Source organism: Neobacillus sp. KR4-4 (assembly GCF_042136325.1).
Taxonomy (GTDB): Bacteria; Bacillota; Bacilli; order Bacillales; family Cytobacillaceae; genus Neobacillus.
Genome location: NZ_JBHHJU010000041.1, coordinates 16,204 through 35,370 on the forward strand (window position 1 = coordinate 16,204; position 19,167 = coordinate 35,370).

Genomic DNA, 19,167 nt, shown 5'->3' on the forward strand with positions numbered 1-19,167 from the left:
TATTAACACCTCGTTTATTTTTTTGTAATTCCTTCTATAAATGAAACAATATAATCAACTGTTTGTTCTGGTGCATCTTTATACACCATGTGGCTTACTCCTTTAACCCTTTCAACCTGCATCGAAGGGTTGATCGTTTCCAAAACCCGAAGTTCGTTTTCACGAATGGTATCTCCATGTTCTGCCGCTAATAGGAATGCAGGAACTGAAAGCATTTTAATATATACTTGAAAAGGCTCCAATAACAGAGATTGGTAGGATTCAATAATCGCTGGCAAACTATTATTTCGATATTCTTCCGCTCTTTCAGCTATTTGTTCATCTGTAAATAAAGGAAAGAAGCTTCGGAATAATTCCATATCCCCTTGATCAACAGCCTCCTTTTGTTTTAAAAACATCGACAATGGATTAGGATAGATCTCTCTTTGTCCTGGTCCGTTAATAGGAGGATCGATTAATACGATTCCGGAAATGAGAGACGGATATTGGCTGCCAAATGCAGCCGCAATTCGGGCTCCCATCGAGTGGCCAACCAATACTGGACCAATGGGATTATCTGTTAAAGCGTTAACAATATTCAGTAAGTCCTCTGTATAATTTTTTAATAGATAGCCTTCCTTAGGACGATCGGACTGCCCTCTTCCCCTGGCATCCATTGATAAGGAATAATAGTTTTCAGGCATTAAATTTAGGACTTTTGCAAATGAAAGGCTGTAACTAGTAATTCCCGGCAAAAAAATGACGGGGGTACCAGCCTTATCTCCTTTAGTAATGAGGTGAATTTTTGCATTTAGACCGTTTACAAAAAGGTCCCCAAAAGAATGATTTTGCTTCATATTTATATCTCCTCTCAGGCAAACGAACCTAAATTAAAGCTCATTAAGCGACTTCCATTTTTAACTAGTGATTACACTTCTTTTGGAAGACCAATAGATTTACGTATTTGGTTCATAAAAGGTGTTCGGTCGTATTCATGGTATAGACGCTCACGAAGCAATGGAGCTGGGAGTGCATTGACGTTTTCAAAAAGACCAACACGACCTGCATGAGAATCTGTGGTAATATCCCAAATAAAGTTCATCAATAAGTTTTTCTGCTTGGATGTTAAATCCCGTCCAACAAGAAGTTCCTCCAGTTTCCCGCCAATAAATGGATGATCATAGTCTTTTTCAGAGAATCTCATGACCAATCCCTGTCCGCATAATTCCTGAAGATGATGGATAATCCGCGGATAGTGTGTAATTCCATAAAGGCGACCGGCGGTAAGCATATTGACATCTGGCCACATCACGTCATCTTCAGTTGGTTTAGCTAGTTCTTCTGAGGCCAATACATATGCTCTCAAGGTTTGAGCATACTGAATCACTTCTGATACGATAGAACGTACACCTGGAATCTTCCCTGTTCCCAAAGCATCAACAATCAACTGGGCAGCTCCGGCATACATTTCCGCTTTGGTAGCCAAACGAGAGAGAATATGCCAGTGCGCTCCTAATACAACCCCTCCATATAATTCATTAAGTTCTGGTACTCCATAGTTAAAAATTCTCCACTTTTCCACGAAAACATTATCAAAAATCAAGAAGGAATCCATTTCTTCTCCTCGTGATTTGACCGGGTGATCATAGGTACTTGCCGCATCGCAAGAGACTGTTTCCCGACAGACAATATGAATGCCTGGTGAATTTATCGGTACTGATAACCATAATGACTCTTCAGGTAACAAGCCAGGACGCATCAGATTAGAGAGGATCATCTCATTTCCTTGGGACGAAATGGAACCTACCGCTTTCGCTCCGCTAATATAGATTCCTTCTTCCGTTTCCCTCACCACCCGGAGTAAAGCAGGAGTAGAATCGCCGCCTTTTATTTGGCTCCCCAATTCGACATCAAACAGGCGGGCACCAGCTGCCGCGGCTTTTGAACGGTCATTTTGAGGATCAACTAATACCTCAGGACCGATTAAGTTATTTTTTTGGGCATAGTCAATATAGTGGAGGACATTATCTGCATATTCAGGCCTTTTGCTGCGGAACTTTGAAAGATATGCCGCCATTCCCACAGGCACGAGAGGCGCCAAATCAAATGGGCGGCCAAATACCCCGAAGGTTTCCTGAGCAATATAATCCGTTAATTCCCTTCGGCTTTTCAAATCTTCTTTTGTTCTAGGAATCATCCAGGCTTTGGTCACTCGTTCCCCTATGTCTGACCTGATGTACGTTAGCTTATCCTGTGTTTCTGGGTTATGCTGGGCATCAAAGATGTTAGCCATAATATTTATACCACCGCTAGTGGCTGGGTGAGTGGTTACATCCTGAATCAGTTCACCCTTATAATAAACGGTCCTGTCATCTCGAAGACTCTCCTTATACATCTCGCCTGTTTTTAAATACTTTGAAACTACCGAAATATTTTCCATCCTTCTCCCCCTAAAAAATATTTACGAGAATCCTTACCTATCACATTTTGAAGTTAACAAAGTTTAAACAGCTTATTATATTAGCCTCAAGTTGCTAAACTTGTCGAATTTATCATAGATAAAGTCTAAGATTAGTTTCAAAAAGTGTCAATATTCTAATAAATTCACGCAATATAGTATAATGAAATGAACAATTTAACTTAGTATAGAAAGACGCTGGTTAGCTATTTCTAATTCAATTTCCTTAGGAACTGCTGTAGACACAGACTGAAGAAACTCTACAGTAACCCTATCTTTAAAAATACAATTAATCACAGCCTGGTCTAAATTCATTTCAATAAATTGATTGGTAGGGAAAATAATTGCTTTAGTAAAGTATTTGTTAGTAGAATTTTTCAGATTGACCCAATACTCCCCTGCAGGCGGCTGAATGAGGGCCGTATCTGGCACAAATAGTCCTTTATCATCATTCAAACTCTTGACAATCCTGCCGCACAATTCGTGTTGTTTCCCCATAAGATCAGAAGCAAGCTTAAGATCACCATTATTTATCGCCTGGCGCACTCTAGTGCTGGAGATACGCTCATCAGCCAAATGAGTAAATTCGAAAATATCCGTCTCAAATCCCAATCTGGCACCTATTTGTTTTAAAACTTCGGGGGTTCCTGAACCTTTATGTCCAAACCTAAAGTCTTTTCCAACGAAAAATTTTTTAGGGTTTAAACCCAATAGAACGCTGTCCACAAAATCATCGGAGCTAATGGTTGAAAAGGTATTATCAAAAGTATATTCAATGAGGATATCGACTCCAAGAGCAGCTATTCTCTCCGCTCTGGTGTATGGACTGGTAATAAGAGACGATGGTAATTCAGTGTTGTTAAAAAAGGTTTTCGGTAGAGGGTCAAATGTTATGACAATCGTGGGGTAGTTATTTTTTTTACCCTCCAATACAGTACTTGAAATTAATTGCTGATGGCCTTTATGTACGCCATCAAAGGAGCCAATCGTTATATAAGAGCCATGTTTTAATTCTGCTAAATGCGGGTTGAATAGATTTTTATAATATTTCAGGATTTTCCCTCCTCACTATCCATTGTTTTAGTTATAAGGGAATCCAAACTGGCCTTCTTTTACATTAATCAAAACGTTTAAGGCCTAAAGCGTTGATTGAAAAAGTTTTACTTTTATTAAAGCTGTAAATGACCCCTAGGGTATTTAGCAGATATTGTTGTTATGATTTCCTCGGTAGTTAATACATCGGCATATTTCTGGCGCATATCGATAAGACTTTGTTCATGGGATGCTAATGAACGATCCCCTACCGCATCCTCCACAACGATAGGTCTGTATCCGTATTGCAACGCATCAACAGCTGTAGCACGAACACAACCACATGTTGTACAACCTACAATTATCACAGTATCAACATTCTGTGCATTCAGACGTGCAATTAAATCGGTCCCAAAAAATGCTGATGCATATTTCTTAACAATTAAGCCGTCACCATAACGAAATTCTAATCTGGGATCCACATTCACTGCACTGGTACCTGCTTTTAAAGTCTTTAGTCCCTCCATCTTCTGGTACCATAATCCTGAATCAGCAAATGTATCATCATCATAAGAAATGGTAGTAAAGAATACCGGCAGATCCTTATTACGGATAATTGCCAAAAGTGCATTTACTTTATTTATTTGCGGGGTTAACTCGGAACCCATAGGCATACTAGGATCAGTAAAACCTTCAATCATATCAACAACGATCAAAGCTGGTTTCTTACCAAAACCCAATAATTTTCCAAAACCTCTTTCTTTATACAATTCCTCATCACCTTGATGATGCACCACAACAACTCTCCCTCCATAACCCTCCAAGATTGGTAACATACCAATCTTGGAAAGTCATTCACTTGAATTAGTTCCTTACAGCTGTATTAAATTCTCCAAATTGTCTATTAAAATGAAGCAATGGTGATTTAGATTCACCTAATATCACATCTTCCACGAACCCAATAAAAATAGTATGATCACCAGCTGTCACTGTTTGTTCAACTCTGCAATGAACATTGGCTAGAGCATTTTTGACATCATAATTAAAACTGCCCTTACTTTCTGCAAACTCCTCAAAAAACTTTGGTGCACCTGCTTTTGCCCCAGATCTTGCTACGTCAATTTGATCCTCAGCAAGCACGCTGACACTGAAACGTTGGTTATTAATTATCGCTTGTGTACTAGCTGCTTGTGTAGCTAGGCTTATTAAAATTAAAGGTGGCTCCATTGAAATTGAACAGCACGCACTTACAGTTAAGCCCCAAGGCCGGCCCTCGATTTCAGTCATGACAATTGTTACTCCAGTAGCAAGCCGGCTCATCGACTCTCGAAATTTATTTTTTACTTCATCCATTATAATTCCCCTCCTCAATTGGAAGTTTAGAGATGATATCCCCTGATAGCAGCTTACCTGCATTTGGCACATACGGGTGCAGATCAAGAGTTTTAAGAATGTTGTATACGGTTGCAACAGCTGCTGAAAGCACTGGTTTTCCAATTTCATTCTCAACAAGCTGAATTGCTTCTAATGAAGGCATCTGAACACAAGCGGATAAGACAACCGCATCAGCTTGGCTAATATCTAATTTTTTAACAATCTCTAGCAAACGCATAGGGTCTTGACGTCCAACTTCTAAATTATCTGGGATTTCCAGACTAATCGAATCTGTTACTTGTATGCCGCTTGCCTCAATATAGTCAATCACCTGTTTCGTTAAAGGCTTCATATAAGGGGTAATAATAGCGACTTTTTGAGCTCCTAATGTTTTAATGCCATCTACCAGAGCACCAGCACTGCTAATAACCGGTGTAGCTGCTCCATTTTCTTTTGTTGTATTAAATAGGCGCTGTTCAGATTCCATATGATAACCGGGCCCCTGACACATAATAGCGACAAGGCATGCATACGCAAGAACATCACATCTAGCATCCGAAAGTTCGACAGCACAGCGGTCACTTTCTACATCCATTGCTTTTAATTCTTCTTTTGTAACATGTTTCATTCGCATCCTACTTGAGTGAAAAGTAAACGACAAATTCGGATCAACTTGTTCTCTCCAACGAAGCATTGCTGGAATTTCCGTTTCCATCGTTGTATTGGAACTAGGAACAACTAATCCTATTCGGTAATTTGTTTTCATTTACACGCCTCCAAAATAGTTAGAACCTATTAAGCTATTATTCTTATAAACTTCACTTACAAAGGAAGTCCGATCGACTTACGAATATGGTTCATAAATGGTGTTCGATCATATTCATGATACAAACGCTCACGAAGCAACGGTGCCGGCAAAGCATTAACGTTTTCAAATAGAGCAACGCGGCCTGCGTGGGAATCGGTAGTAATATCCCAAATGAAGTTCATCAACAAGTTTTTCTGCTTCGAAGTTAAATCGCGTCCAACCAGTAGTTCCTCTAATTTGCCTCCAATAAAAGGATGTGCATAATCTTTTTCAGAGAATCTCATGACCAGTCCTTGTCCACATAATTCCTGGAGATGATGGATTATTTGCGGATAATGCGTGATACCATAAAGGCGTCCAGCTGTAAGCATATTGACATCCGGCCACATAACGCCATCTTCAGTCATTTCAGCTAATTCTTCAGATGCTAAAACGTAGGCTCTTAACGTTTGAGCATATTGAATCACTTCCGATACGATAGAACGAACTCCTGGAATTTTTCCTGTTCCAAGTGCATCCACGATTAGCTGTGCAGCACCGGCATACAATTCAGCTTTGGCAGCTAGACGGGATAACACGTGCCAGTGTACTCCTAATACAACGCCGCCGTACAATTCATTGAGTTCTGGAACACCATAATTGAATATTCTCCATTTTTCTACGAAAACATTATCAAAAATTAAGAAGGAATCCATTTCTTCTCCGCGTGATTTAATCGGGTGATCATATGAACTGATAGGATCTGAAGAGACCGATTCACGGCAGACAATGTGGATGCCTGGTGCATTGATAGGAACAGCTAACCAAAGAGATTCTTCCGGTAACAGCCCTGGACGCATAAGATTGGAGAGAATCATTTCGTTACCTTGGGAAGAAATCGAACCTACTGCCTTTGCACCGCTAATATAAATCCCCTCTTCAGTCTCTTTCACTACCCGGAGCAATGCAGGTGTGGAGCTGCCTCCTTTTATTTGGCTTCCTAATTCAACATCGAATAGGCGGGCACCTGCAGCGGCTGCTTTGGAACGGTCATTCTGAGGATCTACTAGTACTTCTGGACCCATCAAGTTATTTTTCTGAGCATAGTCGATATAGTGAAGAACATTTTCAGCATATTCTGGCCTTTTACTGCGGAATTTCGAAAGATGTGCGGCCATTCCCACTGGAACAAGAGGAGCTAAATCGAATGGTCTGCCAAACACGCCAAAGGTTTCCCGAGCTACATAGTCAGTCAATTCTCGGCGGCTCTTAAGGTCTTCCTTCGTTCTTGGTATCATCCAAGCTTTACTGACTCGTTCACCTGACTCTTGATTGATATACGTTAGCTTATCCTGAGTTTCCGGGTTATGCTGAGCATCAAAGATCTTAGCCATAATATTGATACCGCCGCTAGTAGCTGGATGAATGGTCACATCTTGAATTTTTTCACCCTTATAGTATACTGTCCGGCCATCACGAAGACTTTCCTTGAACATTTCACCCGTTTTCAAAAACTTTGATACTACCTGAGTATTTTCCATTTGTACTCCTCCTAAAAATAATAGAAAATCATGAACACCGATAGTTTGATGTTATCAAAGTTGTATTATTTCTTCAAAAGTTAACCCAACCTACCAAAATTGCCAAAGCTTTCATGGTTTTATTTTATCTCACAGCACCATTAGTGTCAATATTCAATTTTATTAAAATTTTCTAAAAATAAAAAACCATGATTACCTAAGGATAATCATGGTTTTATTCAAATGCGCTGCTCATGGTTTCATAGCATTAAGAACCTTATCCAGATTCATTACGTCTGCATACCTTGCGTTTAAATCTAATAATGTTGAGTTCTGTAAGGTTTGATTTCGATCTCCTACAGCCTCTTTAGGAATGATTACTCTATAACCTCTTTGAAGAGCATCTACTGCAGTTGCTCTTATACTCCCACTTGTAGTTGTCCCAGCTAATATTAATGTATCAATTTGTCTATCTTTCAAGAAATCATCTACTTGATCATCGTACAAAGAAGATATATATACAGTCGCGTTAATCAAATCATATGGATAGTCAGATAAATCTGGATGAATATTGACCCATGTGCTTTCGCGGTCTAAAATTTGAAGCGAGGGAAATTTTTCACACCATAATCTAGAAACCTTATTTTTAGTTTCATAAATCGTTTTACTAAAGATTATTGGAATCTTATCGTTAAGAGCTTGTTCGATAAGTTGTTGGGTGGCAGTGATTTGATGATCCATTTTAATAGCTAATTGGGAATGCGGTTCAGTAAATGCTATGGTAAAATCCCGAATTAACAGAGCAGGTTTTGTACCAAATCCAATTTGTCCGGAAAACCCCTGATTAGAGAAAAGCTGTTGAACCTCATCAAGAATATATCGCCTTTGACCGCCAGGGGTATAAATAACCTTTAAGCCATACTCTTCAATATTTCCATTTTTCTCCATCCGTCTTAATGTACTCGGCGACACTCCCAATAGCTTGGCAGCGTCAGATATATTTAACAGGTTTTCAAACATATGTAATCCTCCCGGCTTAAGTCAGCAATAAACTTTCTAAAGTTACAAAAAATTATCCATTATGTATTAAACTTACCATCATTATAGCATAGCAAATTAATTACTGGAACTTATCCCCAATAAATAGTAGGATATTCTAGTATTTTTCCTACGATGCGTTTGCTTACTTAAATATTTTCACTATCGCTTATAACTTATGAACACTATAAGAGGCCTCTCACAATCTTGTGAGAAGCCTCTTAATTCGGGGACAGAAGAAATTCAATTAGATGTAATCTATTACATCAAGTGTTAGTTTACCCTTTACTTTTGGAAAACTCAGAACTAGATGTAGTAATCCTTCTGTATTTACCTGGCGGGTTACCTGTTAATTTTTTAAAGAGAAGATTAAAATAATTTGGATTCTCATAACCAATGATAGATGCGATTTCTCTTACAGATAGATTAGATTGCTTAAGTAATCGTTTTGCTTCTTCTATACGGCAATAAATCATGTATTGTATGGGAGGCACTCCCATTTCTTCCTTGAAAACATGAGCTAAATGGTAGGGGCTTACATAAACTAGATTAGCCAAATCATTTAATGTCAGTTCTTGTCTAAAATTTTCATCTATATATTTCTTTACCTCAAGGCAGACTGGAGAAAAGGAATGATGATCGGAATCTTTCAAGAGACGAGTAATTTTAATAATAACGGCTTGTAAAATTAAAGAGATTACGACTTGATATCCAGCATGTTTCGTCCGATATTCCCTTAAAATATCTTTAAAGTAGTTAACAATCTCCTTTTTTTCATCTTGCAAATGAATTATAGGAAGATCATTAGAAAAGGTTAAACAACCTTTTTCATTACCATTAATATGCAGATTCGAAACACAGATATTAATCCCTTTGAGAGGTTTGTCTGTACAAGATTTACCTTCGATATGACTAAAAGGGGGAATAAATATAAGGTCTCCTTCTTGTCCGATAAAAGGTTTTTCTTCATAGATGAACTCTCCGCACCCCTGTTGAATATACACAATCTCTGTATAATTAGGATCGGAATGTTTTTTAATCCAAAATGGACTGATTTCATTTATTCCTTTAATATTGATAAACTGGGGAGTATTTAAAAAAACAGAAGACTTTTCCACGCTGGTATGTCCCCTTTCATTATAAATAGCATTCTAAGTAATCCATTTTTGACTAGAGGTACACTCCGACTGCTTTATTTAATAAATAAGGAGCTTTTACAGTAAAAGAGGCTCTAGAACTTGAGCCTCTTTATTTATACAGCTGTTTGGTTATTTTGCCACACCTTGAATAGACTTTGGTGCTTTTTGGTGGTAAACAAGTTTCCATGCATCTAATACATTTTCTTTCGTTACATTTAAAGCAGGAACGGCTACATAAGCAGGTGCTTCTTTACCAAGTATAGAATAACCGGCTAAAATCGCTTCTGAAATCCCCTGGTCATATGGCAGCTGAGCACCGAGACCTTTAATCAAACCATTTGATGCGATATCTAAAGCAACGTTTGTCCCTAAATCAATGGTCGTAATGACAAAATCTTTCTTTCCTGCAGTACGGGCTGCTGCTAATGCACCTTCAGCTGGAACGTCCCAAACGACAAACATTCCATCAAGGTCACGATTTTTGGTAAGCATACCTGATGCTACTTTTTCCCCATCGTTAGGGCCAATGATTCCGCCGCGTTCAACGATTTTGATTTTCGGATATTTTTCTTTGATTGTTTTTTCAAAGGCTTCTGTACGCTGTTTGGTCACAAAGTAATCAGCATCATGATAGATTACGCCGATCTTCCCTTTTCCACCAAGCTGATTCGCCATGATTTCAGCTGCTTGAACACCATTCCCATAGTTATCAGCAGATACTACGCTTACATAATCCTTGCCAGCTTCTAATCCGTTAGGTTTATTATCCATAAACACGACTTTCACTCCTGCATCTGCCGCTTTCTTAAAAGCAGAGGCAGTTGAAACAGGGTCAACCGGGATACCAACGATAATATCAGGTTTTTTAGCTAAAACCGTTTCGATGTCTGATACTTGTTTTTCAGCTTTGAACTGTGCATCTGTTACGGCAACCACCTTAATTCCCATTTTTGCAAAGGATGCTTTTAGTCCATCGATTTGAGCGGTTGCCCAGTCATTCCCCGCATAGTGCATGACAATTGCCGCTGTGTATTTTCCTTCTTTAATCTTTTGTACTTCTTCTTCCGTAAGCTTCAACGTTTTTGCAGAAACGGCCGCTTCTCCACTTGGACCTTTACTTAAAATCTCTTGGTCAGGGATGTCTTGGTTGATCGTTATTGGACCTGAAACTGCTGCAGTTTCTTCGGTTTTAGTGCCCTCTGTCTCTTTGCTTCCGCTGCTAGTTGTGCTGCTATCCTTCCCGCAGCCGACAAGTGCGATACTAGTAATAAATAGAATCATAGTAAAAATAGATAGTAACTTTTTCATAATTAGCCCCCCAAATGAGCATCGGATTTTTTTAACACTTTGATTAAAATATCGAATTTTAATTGTTGTTATGTATCACATCCTCTCTCGGTGTGTAATCGATTACATTTTTTTGTTAATTAAAAATATTTTTTTACTATTTTTCTTTTAGGTGATTATGTTTTCTATTAAAAGTGTTTAGTATGTGAATAGATTTACTGGGCGGACCAGTTGCAATTAAACTCCTTCATCCGCCCCGATTACTATTTTTCAATAATTTATTACTTACACCCAATTCCTTTTAACTTTTCTGTCAAGTAATCAATGGATGTTTTTGCATACCAATCAGGATCTGCCTTTCTAGTACCAAATCCAATCTCCATTGAGAGGTAGCCCTTGTAATCGATTTCCTTTAATGCTTTTAATACGGAATCCCAATTTACCGTTCCTTGTCCAGGTGGTAAACGATCGTCATCCGAAATATGAACATGATGCAACTTATCTTTCATTTTATAAACATAATCACTCGGTACTTCATTACGATATAGGGCATGGAATGTATCAAACATCACTTTCACATTGGATTCACCTGATTCTTCTGCCAACTGCAGGGCATCATCTGCCGACTCAATTAAATTACAATCAGCAGCTTGAGGTTCAACTACTAGTGTGATTCCAAGGTCTTTCGCATATTTTGCCACATCTTGCAAACCTTCGCGGCTATATTTCCATGCTTCTTGTTTGTTCATACCAAAACCAAACCAGCCGGCAAGCCACATCACAGTTGGGCATTCCCAGTCATGCGCTAATCGAATGACTTCTTTGTAATGATTGATTGTAAATTCACGCTCTTCTTTCAAAGCTGAACTTGGATTTATTCCAGGTCCTCCTCCAGGAGCGGGAAGCATAGCAGCAACATTAAGATTATTTCTTTGTAAATGCTGAAGAATTTCCTTACGTCTCTGCTTGGATAAATAATCAGGCCATGCATGCGGACTCGCACAACCGATTTCAATTCCATCATAACCAAATGCAGCAATTCGACTAATCACTTCTTCTAATGGATAAAATGGCAGCATGGATGGAAAAGAATTATAAACCCAAGTATTAAATGAAAGTTTCATTTTATTGATCCTCCTCAAAAATTAAGTACCAAAAGGTTTTATTATTTATTAACGTTTATTCCCAAACAAACACAGCTTTCTCAGTCCTTCTTTCGTCAAACATACGGAAAGCTGTTTCCGCTTCTTCCAATTTAAATTGGTGAGTAACCAACTTTTCTACTGGCAGATTCTTTCTTACAATAAACTCAGCAATCTCATCAAATTCTTGAATTGGGAAGTACCAAGAACCCATTACAGAAATCTGTTTTCGAATTAATTGCGCACTTGGTTTGATTGTTGTCTCTTTACTTTCGCCGATAAAGGCGACACGTCCATGTGCTCTCACGCAATCTAATGCATCATTTTCACCGTAAGGGCTTCCGGAACAATCAATTGCAGCATCTGCACCAAGACCTTTTGTAATACGAGCGATTTCTTCTTGAACATTCATTGTTTTACCATTGATGGTATAATCCGCACCCAATTCCTTCGCAAGCTCCAAGCGCTCATCCAGCATATCAACTGCAATAACCGTTGCTCCTAATCCTTTAGCGATCATCACACCAGCGCCGCCCATAGGTCCCATTCCAAAAATAACTAGGTAGTCTCTTCCTGAAATCCCTAATCTCTTTTGCGCGTGGTAAAGGGTTCCTACAGCGTCAGTTGAAACAGCTGCTGTTACAAAACTCATGCTATCTGGCAGTCTCATACAGTTTTCAGCTGGAACCACCATGTACTCTGCGTCACCGCCGTGAGAGTCAAAACCGATACACTTAAATTCTTTACAGAACATTTTGTAGCCGCTCTTGCAATGTGCACATTCACCACAGCCAAGAGCTAAGTAAACAGCAACTCGGTCACCCGCTTTGTAATTGGAAACGCCAGCTCCTACTTCTGTGATAACTCCTGCAGGTTCATGCCCTGGTACTGTGCATCCGCATTTTGTTCCTTCAAAAACGGAAGTTCCATAATATAAGCTCATATCGCTTCGGCAGATCGCTGATGCTTTTAACTGAACTAATACTTCCCCTTGTCCAGGCGTTGGAATTTCAACCTGGCGAATCTCTACCTTTTTATCTCCTGGAAAAAATACAGCATTCATTGTTGTCATTGTACTGCCTCCAATCATTCATCATTAATTTTGAAAAACAATTATCCTATCATATTTCCTTGAAATGAGCTGCGGGAGGGAACAGCCCCTCCCTTTGTAAGCAAGAGAACCGTCCCCATGCTTCCAAAAAATTAAGCCCACCACATCTCGGTAATTTTCTCTTTGAAAATGGCCCTTTTTAAGAGAGTAATCGCTTTGCTTAATCCCTCGTCCGTGGAAGCCAGCATATCTTCATGTTCAACGGAAACTACATAATCATATCCCACCGCTCTTAGGGCACTGATAATGTCTTTCCACATTTTTTCGTCCGAGCCGAATCCGACTGATCTAAATGTCCAAGAGCGGTCTAAAATTTGGCTATAATGCTTTGTATCTAAAACACCATTAATCTTGATATTTGCTTGATCTAAATAAGTGTCCTTCGCATGGAAATGGAAAATCGCATTTTCCCTGCCAAGCTTTTTGATGGCCTCGACCGGTTCAATTCCTTGCCAAACAAGGTGGCTCGGATCAAAGTTTGCTCCAATGTTTTCTCCTGCATGTTCCCTTAACTTCAGTAAGGTTTCAGGATTATAAACGACAAAACCTGGATGCATTTCAAAAGCAATTTGTTGAATGCCATGCTCTTTCGCGAATTTCGCTTCCTCTTTCCAATAAGGAATAACGACTTGGTTCCATTGCCAGTTCAGCACTTCTAAATATTCCGGAGGCCATGAGCATGTAACCCAGTTTGGATTTTTTGCACTTTTATGATCACCCGGACAGCCCGAGAAGCCATTGATAACAGGAACTTCCAAAAGTTCTGCAAGTAATACCGTTTTTCGCCAAACCTCATGTGACTCTTGAGCAATATTTACATTTGGATGAAGCGGGTTACCGTGGCAGCTTAAGCCGCTGATCGTTATTCCCCTAGTTTCAAGCGCTCTCAGGAATAATTTTCTTTTTTCAGGAAATTCAAGCAATTCATCCGGATTACAGTGATGATTGCCGGGATAATTCCCTGTCCCCAATTCAACGGCCTCCACACCCATGGCTGAGAGTTTATCCAACATTTCTTCAAAAGGCAGGTTCTGATACAAGGGGGTAAATACACCTAATTTCACGCAAGTACCTCCTTGCTAGCCTGAACCTTCACCCATTTCTTCTGCTGGTTACTTTCTAAGATTGCGTCTGTGATACACATCGAAAGGTGTCCATCTGCAAATGTCGCAAAATTTGGCTTGTCTGTTTTCAGGATTTTGCCATCGCGAACAAACGAGTAGAAATTCAACATCATATTTTTCAAAGCATCTGGCCAGCCTTCATTATGCCCTCCAGGATGATGAATAGCAGACCTTGCCTCCGGCGAAAACAACGCCGGATCCGCTAATAGAACTTCATTTGCTTTATCCCGGTGCCCAATCCATAGCTTCTCTGGTTCTTCCTGGTTCCAGAATATTGAAGCTTGACTTCCATTAATCTCAAAGCTCAATCTATTTTTCCGTCCCGCACTGACTTGAGATACAGTAAAGACTCCTCTAGATCCATCCTCAAACCGGACAAGAACAGATGCATAATCTTCTGTATTAATTGGTACATCTTCATATTTCATATCTTCCGCCGTCATTGCCCCAAAAGTAGCTACGTTTCCTGTCGGTTTCTTTCTTACTGGAACCACAGTTGCTAAATCGGCAAAAACTTCAACAATCCTTTTGCCTGTTACAAATTGGACGGTATCACACCAATGGGAACCTATGTCCGCTACTGCGCGTGACTTTCCGCCTGCTTCCGGCGCCAAACGCCAGTTGTAGTCTGTTTCATGCAATAACCAGTCCTGCAAGTAGCTTCCGTGAACCAAGTTCACTTTCCCAAGATCACCTTCAGTGATTTTCGCTTTTAAGTTTTGTACACTCGCATGCTGTCTGTAATTAAAGTTCACCGCATGGATGACGCCTTGTTTTTCTGCTAACTCCAATAATTCTGCAGATTCATCACTGTTCATAGCCAGTGGTTTCTCTGAGACAACATGCTTTCCAGCTAAAATAATCTCTTTATTAATGGCAAAATGAAGATGATTTGGTGTGCAATTGTGCACGATCTGGATTTCGCTGTCTTTCAGCATTTCTCGGTAATCACCAAAGGCCTTCGGAATTCCAAGCTCAGCTGCCTTTTTTTCAGCCATTTCTTGACTGGTTTCCGCCAAACCAGCTACTTCTACGAAACCAAGCCTTCTGATGGCTTCTATGTGAGTCGGCCCGATAAATCCAGTACCGATGATACCAACTTTAATCTTCTCCACCTTTCTTCCTCCTGTTCAAAAGTTGATCGTGTTGTTCAAGGATGCAAATTGATAGACCTTATAGGGTCATTTTGCTTTTTTTGAAAAGAATACAGCTGCTTTTATTATTAATTCCGCCAATTTCCGAGGAAATTCGGCCAGTTTTCTCATTAATTTTGTCAATTTCCAAGGGAATTCCGCAGAATTCTGCTATTATTCCGCGGAAACCTCTATTAAAAATTACCTTTTCATCGCTTTCTTACCGAATGCCACCGCCAGGATAATGATAATTCCTTTGATAATCATTTGCTGGCTGACATCAAGACCCATGATAATCAAACCATTGTTGATCGTACCAATCATTAGGGAACCAACAATCGTTCCGATGATTGTTCCTACACCGCCAAACAAGCTTGTCCCACCAAGGATAACCGCAGCAATAACAGAAAGCTCATCCCCTTCACCGAAGGAAAAACGTCCGGCATTCATACGACCTGCATAAAGGAGACCAGCTAAACCAGCCATTAAACCTGTTGCAAGGAATACCATTAGCTTGATCTTCATTGTCTTTACGCCAGAGAATCTTGCAGCATTTTCATTTCCGCCTGTTGCTAATACCTGACGGCCAAATGATGTCTTACGAAGTAAGATATGGGCAATCACTGTAAAAACTAGAGTCCAAATTAGTAAAACTGGAATTGGACCAATGTCCCCTGAACCAAAGATGAAATTGAAATTTGCGTCTACAATCGGAACTGGAGCAGTATCTGTAACCCACATCGCAGCACCTTTAATGGCTCCCATCGTTCCCAATGTTACCAAGAAGGAAGGAATCGCTACTTTTGTTACAAGCAGACCATTGATTAATCCAACCACAAGACCTGTACCAACACCGCCGATAAGTCCACCAATGATGCCATAACCAGCTTGGATGGCTAATGCACCTACCAGAGAAGAAAGGGCAGCGATGGATCCGACAGAAAGGTCGATTTCTCCTGTACTAATAACAAAAGTCATCGCTAACGCCATCAAAGAAATCGTCGCAGTTTGTCTAACAATGTTTAATAAGTTACCTGAAGTTAAAAACCCTTCATCACTTAAGCTGATAGAAAAATAGATTAATACGCCCACGAAGGCAAAATAGACAATATAATTACGCCACTCGAATCCTTTCAACGCAGGAGTTGCTGGCTTTTGAATACTAGAAACCTTGGATTGCATATTGTAATTCCTCCTCTGATTTAATCTCCCTGCGGGTCATTTCCTTTTTGATTTTCCCATCATGCATAACGATCACTCGGTCACTCAAAGCAAGCAGTTCTGGGAGCTCGGAGGAAACCACAAGGATCGCCTTGCCGTTTTCGGCCATAGCTCGAATAATTTCAACAATTTCCGTTTTTGCACCTATATCCACACCAATTGTTGGTTCATCCAACATCAAGACAGTAGGGTCGTTCGCCAGCCATTTGGCTAGAACAATTTTTTGCTGATTACCGCCCGATAACAACCCGGCCTTTTTAAAAATATTATCTGTTTTAATATTTAACTTCCTTACAAATTCATTACTAATCTCATTGGACTTCTTACTATCAATAAATGCTCCTTTTTTCACCTTCGAAAGTATTGGAAGAATCATATTATCCTTGACACTATGTTCAAGAACCAATCCTTGCATCCGGCGGTCCTCCGGAATCAGTGCAAGTCCGGCTTCTATCGCATTCTTTGGATTCTTAATGGATTGTTTTTGACCATTGATGTAGATGTCTCCACTCTTAATTGGGTCAATCCCAAAGAGATTTCGAAGTAATTCCGTCCGGCCGCTTCCCATTAACCCGGCAATTCCGACAATTTCACCCGGCTGAATTTTTAGATTAATATCTTGGACATGTTCAGCATTTAAGTTTCTTACTTCAAAAATCGGCGGCACGTCCGTTGCATAGAAACGTTCTTTCCATTCAAATGCTTGGTCAAATTGCATACCGACAATATGTGAAATTACAGTATCAAGATCGGTTTCACTGCATTTTTCTGTTGTTATATAACGGCCATCACGCATAATCGTGATTCGGTCACATATTTCAAAGATTTCATCCATCCGGTGAGAAATATAGATGATGGAATAACCTTTTGCTTTCAATTTGTTAATAAAACTAAAGAGTACTTCCGTTTCATTTTTGGTTAAGGACGAGGTTGGCTCATCCATAATCAGAATCTTTGCTTCTTGGGAAAGTGCTTTGGCAATTTCCGTCATCTGCCAGTAGCCAACCCCCAAATTTTGAACTACATCATTTGGTCTAATATCTACGCCTAATTCTTCTAGCAATTTTTCTGTTTTCTTCTCACAATCCTTATCATCGAGCAGCCCTAATGATGTTTTCTTCTCACGAGTAAGATAGATGTTTTGAGCGACGGTAAGGGTAGGAATTAAACTAAACTCTTGGAAAATCATCGATATATTATTCTTTTGCGCATCATCATAACTTTTAATGCTTACTGATTTTCCTTCAATTAAAATCTCGCCGCTGTCTGCGGAGTATACCCCTGTGAGGATTTTCATTAACGTCGATTTCCCGGCACCATTTCCCCCCATCAAGGCGTGAACTTCACCTTTTTTGACGGAAAAATGGACATCGTTTAAAACGGTAATCCCATTAAAAGCTTTATTAATACCTCTCATTTCGAGAATCGGTTGTTCCATCCAAGTCCACCTTCTTTTTATGTTAGAGGCTGCTTTCAAAAGCAGCCCCTATCCTTTTTTTAAAATTATTTCATCGCATTTTTTACTGTGTCAGGAGCCTCTGTTCCGTAGATTAACTTCCATTCATCTAAGACATTTTCTTTCGTAACTTTGATGGATGGTGAAGCGACATACGCTGGTGCTTCTTTTCCTAATAAGGCATAGCCGGCAAGGATTGCTTGAGCTACACCTTGGTCATATGGGAGCTGTGCTCCAAGACCTTTAACAATTCCATCTTGTGCAATGGAGATGGCTACGTTTGTACCTAAATCAACTGTTGTAACAACTAGATCATCCCTGCCAGCCGTTCTTGCTGCAGCCATAACACCCTCAGCCGGTACATCCCATGGAGCGAAGATACCATCAATATCATGGTGTCTTGTCAACATAGCAGATGCTACTTCTTCTGCCTGATTTGGACCAGTAATCCCACTTTTTGCGACAATCTCAATATTTGGATATTTTTCTTTGATTCTTTTTTCAAAAGCATCAGATCGGTTTTTGGTAACAAAGAAGTTTACATCGTGATACACAATGCCGACTTTACCCTTTCCGCCAAGTTTTTCAGCCATAATGTCTGCTGCGGTTGCTCCGTTACCCATGTTGTCACCAGACACAATACTGATGTAATCTTTCCCTGCAACTAAACCTTGTGCAGCACCATCCATGAATACTAACTTTACGCCTTGGGCAACAGCCTTTTTATAAGCTGGTGCGGTAGATACGGCATCAACTGGAACAGAAATCATAATGTCCGGCTTTTTCGCTAAAACGGTTTCGATATCATTTACTTGCTTTTCCGCTTTGAACTGTGCATCTGTTACAGCAACGATCTTGATGCCCATCTTCTTAAATGTATCCTTCATCGCACCAACCGCAGCATTCATATAGTCAGTACCAGAGTAGTGCATAACAATCGCCGCTTTATATTTACCTTCTTTAATCTTCTTTAGCTCATCTTCCGTAAGCTGCAATGTCTTAGCTGAAACGGCCTGTTCTCCGTTCGGCCCTTTATCTTGTACCGCTAAATCAGGAATCTTTGGATTGATCGTTAATGGACCTGAAGCTGTTTCTGAGTAGTTTTCATTCTTCTTCGTGCTCGCTTGTTCAGATGTAGATTTTTTTCCGCCACACCCTGCAAGAAAAACACTTAAAACAAGTAACAGTAAAACTGTAAAAGAAAAACTCTTTTTCATTTAATTACCCCCACTATAGTAGTCGTATTGTCAAAACTTTTATATTAAAAAAGTTAATAATCCTTGATTTAAAGGGATTTAAATGCAAAAAACTTGCCACCCCCGTGAAATTAGGTTAAAAGTGAGGTTACCACACCGAACACCTAATC

Annotated in this window: 17 protein-coding genes; all 17 read right to left on the reverse strand. The window is 39.7% G+C overall.

All coding sequences use genetic code 11. The annotated features are described in order from the left end of the window. Positions 1-14 precede the first annotated feature (14 nt). A complete protein-coding gene (locus ACE198_RS26180) occupies positions 15-836 on the reverse strand; it encodes an alpha/beta fold hydrolase (protein ID WP_251459167.1) in 822 nt (273 codons plus the stop codon). Between the two features lie 71 nt (positions 837-907). Continuing rightward, positions 908-2,419 carry a 4-hydroxyphenylacetate 3-hydroxylase N-terminal domain-containing protein gene (locus tag ACE198_RS26185; RefSeq protein ID WP_251459169.1) on the reverse strand — a complete coding sequence of 504 codons (1,512 nt, stop codon included), beginning with the start codon at positions 2,417-2,419 and terminating at the stop codon, positions 908-910. A 195-nt stretch (positions 2,420-2,614) separates the two neighbouring features. Then, entirely contained in the window at positions 2,615-3,493 is an 879-nt protein-coding gene (locus tag ACE198_RS26190; RefSeq protein WP_311315823.1) for an FAD synthetase family protein, read from the reverse strand. Between the two features lie 113 nt (positions 3,494-3,606). After that, positions 3,607-4,266 carry an isochorismatase family protein gene (locus tag ACE198_RS26195; RefSeq protein ID WP_251459171.1) on the reverse strand — a complete coding sequence of 220 codons (660 nt, stop codon included), beginning with the start codon at positions 4,264-4,266 and terminating at the stop codon, positions 3,607-3,609. Between the two features lie 67 nt (positions 4,267-4,333). Continuing rightward, positions 4,334-4,822 carry a flavin reductase family protein gene (locus ACE198_RS26200; RefSeq protein WP_180230200.1) on the reverse strand — a complete coding sequence of 163 codons (489 nt, stop codon included), beginning with the start codon at positions 4,820-4,822 and terminating at the stop codon, positions 4,334-4,336. Next, the gene (locus tag ACE198_RS26205; protein ID WP_285851072.1) at positions 4,815-5,609 is read right to left on the reverse strand and encodes a maleate cis-trans isomerase family protein; all 795 of its coding nucleotides are present in this window, start codon (positions 5,607-5,609) and stop codon (positions 4,815-4,817) included. Before ACE198_RS26205 ends, ACE198_RS26200 begins: the two co-directional genes overlap by 8 nt. A gap of 56 nt (positions 5,610-5,665) precedes the next feature. Further along, positions 5,666-7,171: a 4-hydroxyphenylacetate 3-hydroxylase N-terminal domain-containing protein gene (locus ACE198_RS26210; RefSeq protein WP_098575661.1), complete on the reverse strand. Its 1,506-nt coding sequence runs from the start codon at positions 7,169-7,171 to the stop codon at positions 5,666-5,668. Positions 7,172-7,402: 231 nt separating this feature from the next. Continuing rightward, complete coding sequence (locus ACE198_RS26215; RefSeq protein ID WP_251459173.1) at positions 7,403-8,170, reverse strand: isochorismatase family protein; 768 nt, start codon at positions 8,168-8,170, stop codon at positions 7,403-7,405. 296 nt (positions 8,171-8,466) lie between these two features. After that, positions 8,467-9,306: an AraC family transcriptional regulator gene (locus ACE198_RS26220; RefSeq protein WP_251459175.1), complete on the reverse strand. Its 840-nt coding sequence runs from the start codon at positions 9,304-9,306 to the stop codon at positions 8,467-8,469. Positions 9,307-9,456: 150 nt separating this feature from the next. Continuing rightward, positions 9,457-10,635: a substrate-binding domain-containing protein gene (locus ACE198_RS26225; protein ID WP_375377577.1), complete on the reverse strand. Its 1,179-nt coding sequence runs from the start codon at positions 10,633-10,635 to the stop codon at positions 9,457-9,459. 260 nt (positions 10,636-10,895) lie between these two features. Further along, positions 10,896-11,738: a sugar phosphate isomerase/epimerase family protein gene (locus tag ACE198_RS26230; protein WP_375377578.1), complete on the reverse strand. Its 843-nt coding sequence runs from the start codon at positions 11,736-11,738 to the stop codon at positions 10,896-10,898. A gap of 55 nt (positions 11,739-11,793) precedes the next feature. Beyond that, a complete protein-coding gene (locus ACE198_RS26235) occupies positions 11,794-12,828 on the reverse strand; it encodes a zinc-dependent alcohol dehydrogenase family protein (protein ID WP_375377579.1) in 1,035 nt (344 codons plus the stop codon). A gap of 131 nt (positions 12,829-12,959) precedes the next feature. After that, positions 12,960-13,931: a sugar phosphate isomerase/epimerase family protein gene (locus tag ACE198_RS26240; RefSeq protein WP_375377580.1), complete on the reverse strand. Its 972-nt coding sequence runs from the start codon at positions 13,929-13,931 to the stop codon at positions 12,960-12,962. Next, positions 13,928-15,106 carry a Gfo/Idh/MocA family protein gene (locus tag ACE198_RS26245; RefSeq protein WP_375377581.1) on the reverse strand — a complete coding sequence of 393 codons (1,179 nt, stop codon included), beginning with the start codon at positions 15,104-15,106 and terminating at the stop codon, positions 13,928-13,930. The genes ACE198_RS26240 and ACE198_RS26245 overlap by 4 nt, the downstream gene beginning before the upstream one ends. A 219-nt stretch (positions 15,107-15,325) precedes the next feature. After that, on the reverse strand, positions 15,326-16,306 hold the full coding sequence (locus tag ACE198_RS26250; protein WP_098575672.1) for an ABC transporter permease: 981 nt from the start codon (positions 16,304-16,306) through the stop codon (positions 15,326-15,328). Further along, positions 16,287-17,783 carry a sugar ABC transporter ATP-binding protein gene (locus ACE198_RS26255; RefSeq protein ID WP_098575673.1) on the reverse strand — a complete coding sequence of 499 codons (1,497 nt, stop codon included), beginning with the start codon at positions 17,781-17,783 and terminating at the stop codon, positions 16,287-16,289. The genes ACE198_RS26250 and ACE198_RS26255 overlap by 20 nt, the downstream gene beginning before the upstream one ends. A 65-nt stretch (positions 17,784-17,848) precedes the next feature. Beyond that, entirely contained in the window at positions 17,849-19,018 is a 1,170-nt protein-coding gene (locus ACE198_RS26260) for a substrate-binding domain-containing protein (protein WP_375377582.1), read from the reverse strand. Between the last annotated feature and the right edge of the window lie 149 nt (positions 19,019-19,167).

What these genes read in the sequence shown, in the direction of transcription:
- ACE198_RS26205 (WP_285851072.1), bottom strand. Translation starts at nt 5,609, where the DNA reads ATGAAAACAAATTACCGAATAGGATTAGTTGTTCCTAGTTCCAATACA.
- ACE198_RS26225 (WP_375377577.1), bottom strand. Translation starts at nt 10,635, where the DNA reads ATGAAAAAGTTACTATCTATTTTTACTATGATTCTATTTATTACTAGT.
- ACE198_RS26200 (WP_180230200.1), bottom strand. Translation starts at nt 4,822, where the DNA reads ATGGATGAAGTAAAAAATAAATTTCGAGAGTCGATGAGCCGGCTTGCT.
- ACE198_RS26260 (WP_375377582.1), bottom strand. Translation starts at nt 19,018, where the DNA reads ATGAAAAAGAGTTTTTCTTTTACAGTTTTACTGTTACTTGTTTTAAGT.
- ACE198_RS26255 (WP_098575673.1), bottom strand. Translation starts at nt 17,783, where the DNA reads ATGGAACAACCGATTCTCGAAATGAGAGGTATTAATAAAGCTTTTAAT.
- ACE198_RS26235 (WP_375377579.1), bottom strand. Translation starts at nt 12,828, where the DNA reads ATGACAACAATGAATGCTGTATTTTTTCCAGGAGATAAAAAGGTAGAG.
- ACE198_RS26210 (WP_098575661.1), bottom strand. Translation starts at nt 7,171, where the DNA reads ATGGAAAATACTCAGGTAGTATCAAAGTTTTTGAAAACGGGTGAAATG.
- ACE198_RS26215 (WP_251459173.1), bottom strand. Translation starts at nt 8,170, where the DNA reads ATGTTTGAAAACCTGTTAAATATATCTGACGCTGCCAAGCTATTGGGA.
- ACE198_RS26180 (WP_251459167.1), bottom strand. Translation starts at nt 836, where the DNA reads ATGAAGCAAAATCATTCTTTTGGGGACCTTTTTGTAAACGGTCTAAAT.
- ACE198_RS26250 (WP_098575672.1), bottom strand. Translation starts at nt 16,306, where the DNA reads ATGCAATCCAAGGTTTCTAGTATTCAAAAGCCAGCAACTCCTGCGTTG.
- ACE198_RS26230 (WP_375377578.1), bottom strand. Translation starts at nt 11,738, where the DNA reads ATGAAACTTTCATTTAATACTTGGGTTTATAATTCTTTTCCATCCATG.
- ACE198_RS26185 (WP_251459169.1), bottom strand. Translation starts at nt 2,419, where the DNA reads ATGGAAAATATTTCGGTAGTTTCAAAGTATTTAAAAACAGGCGAGATG.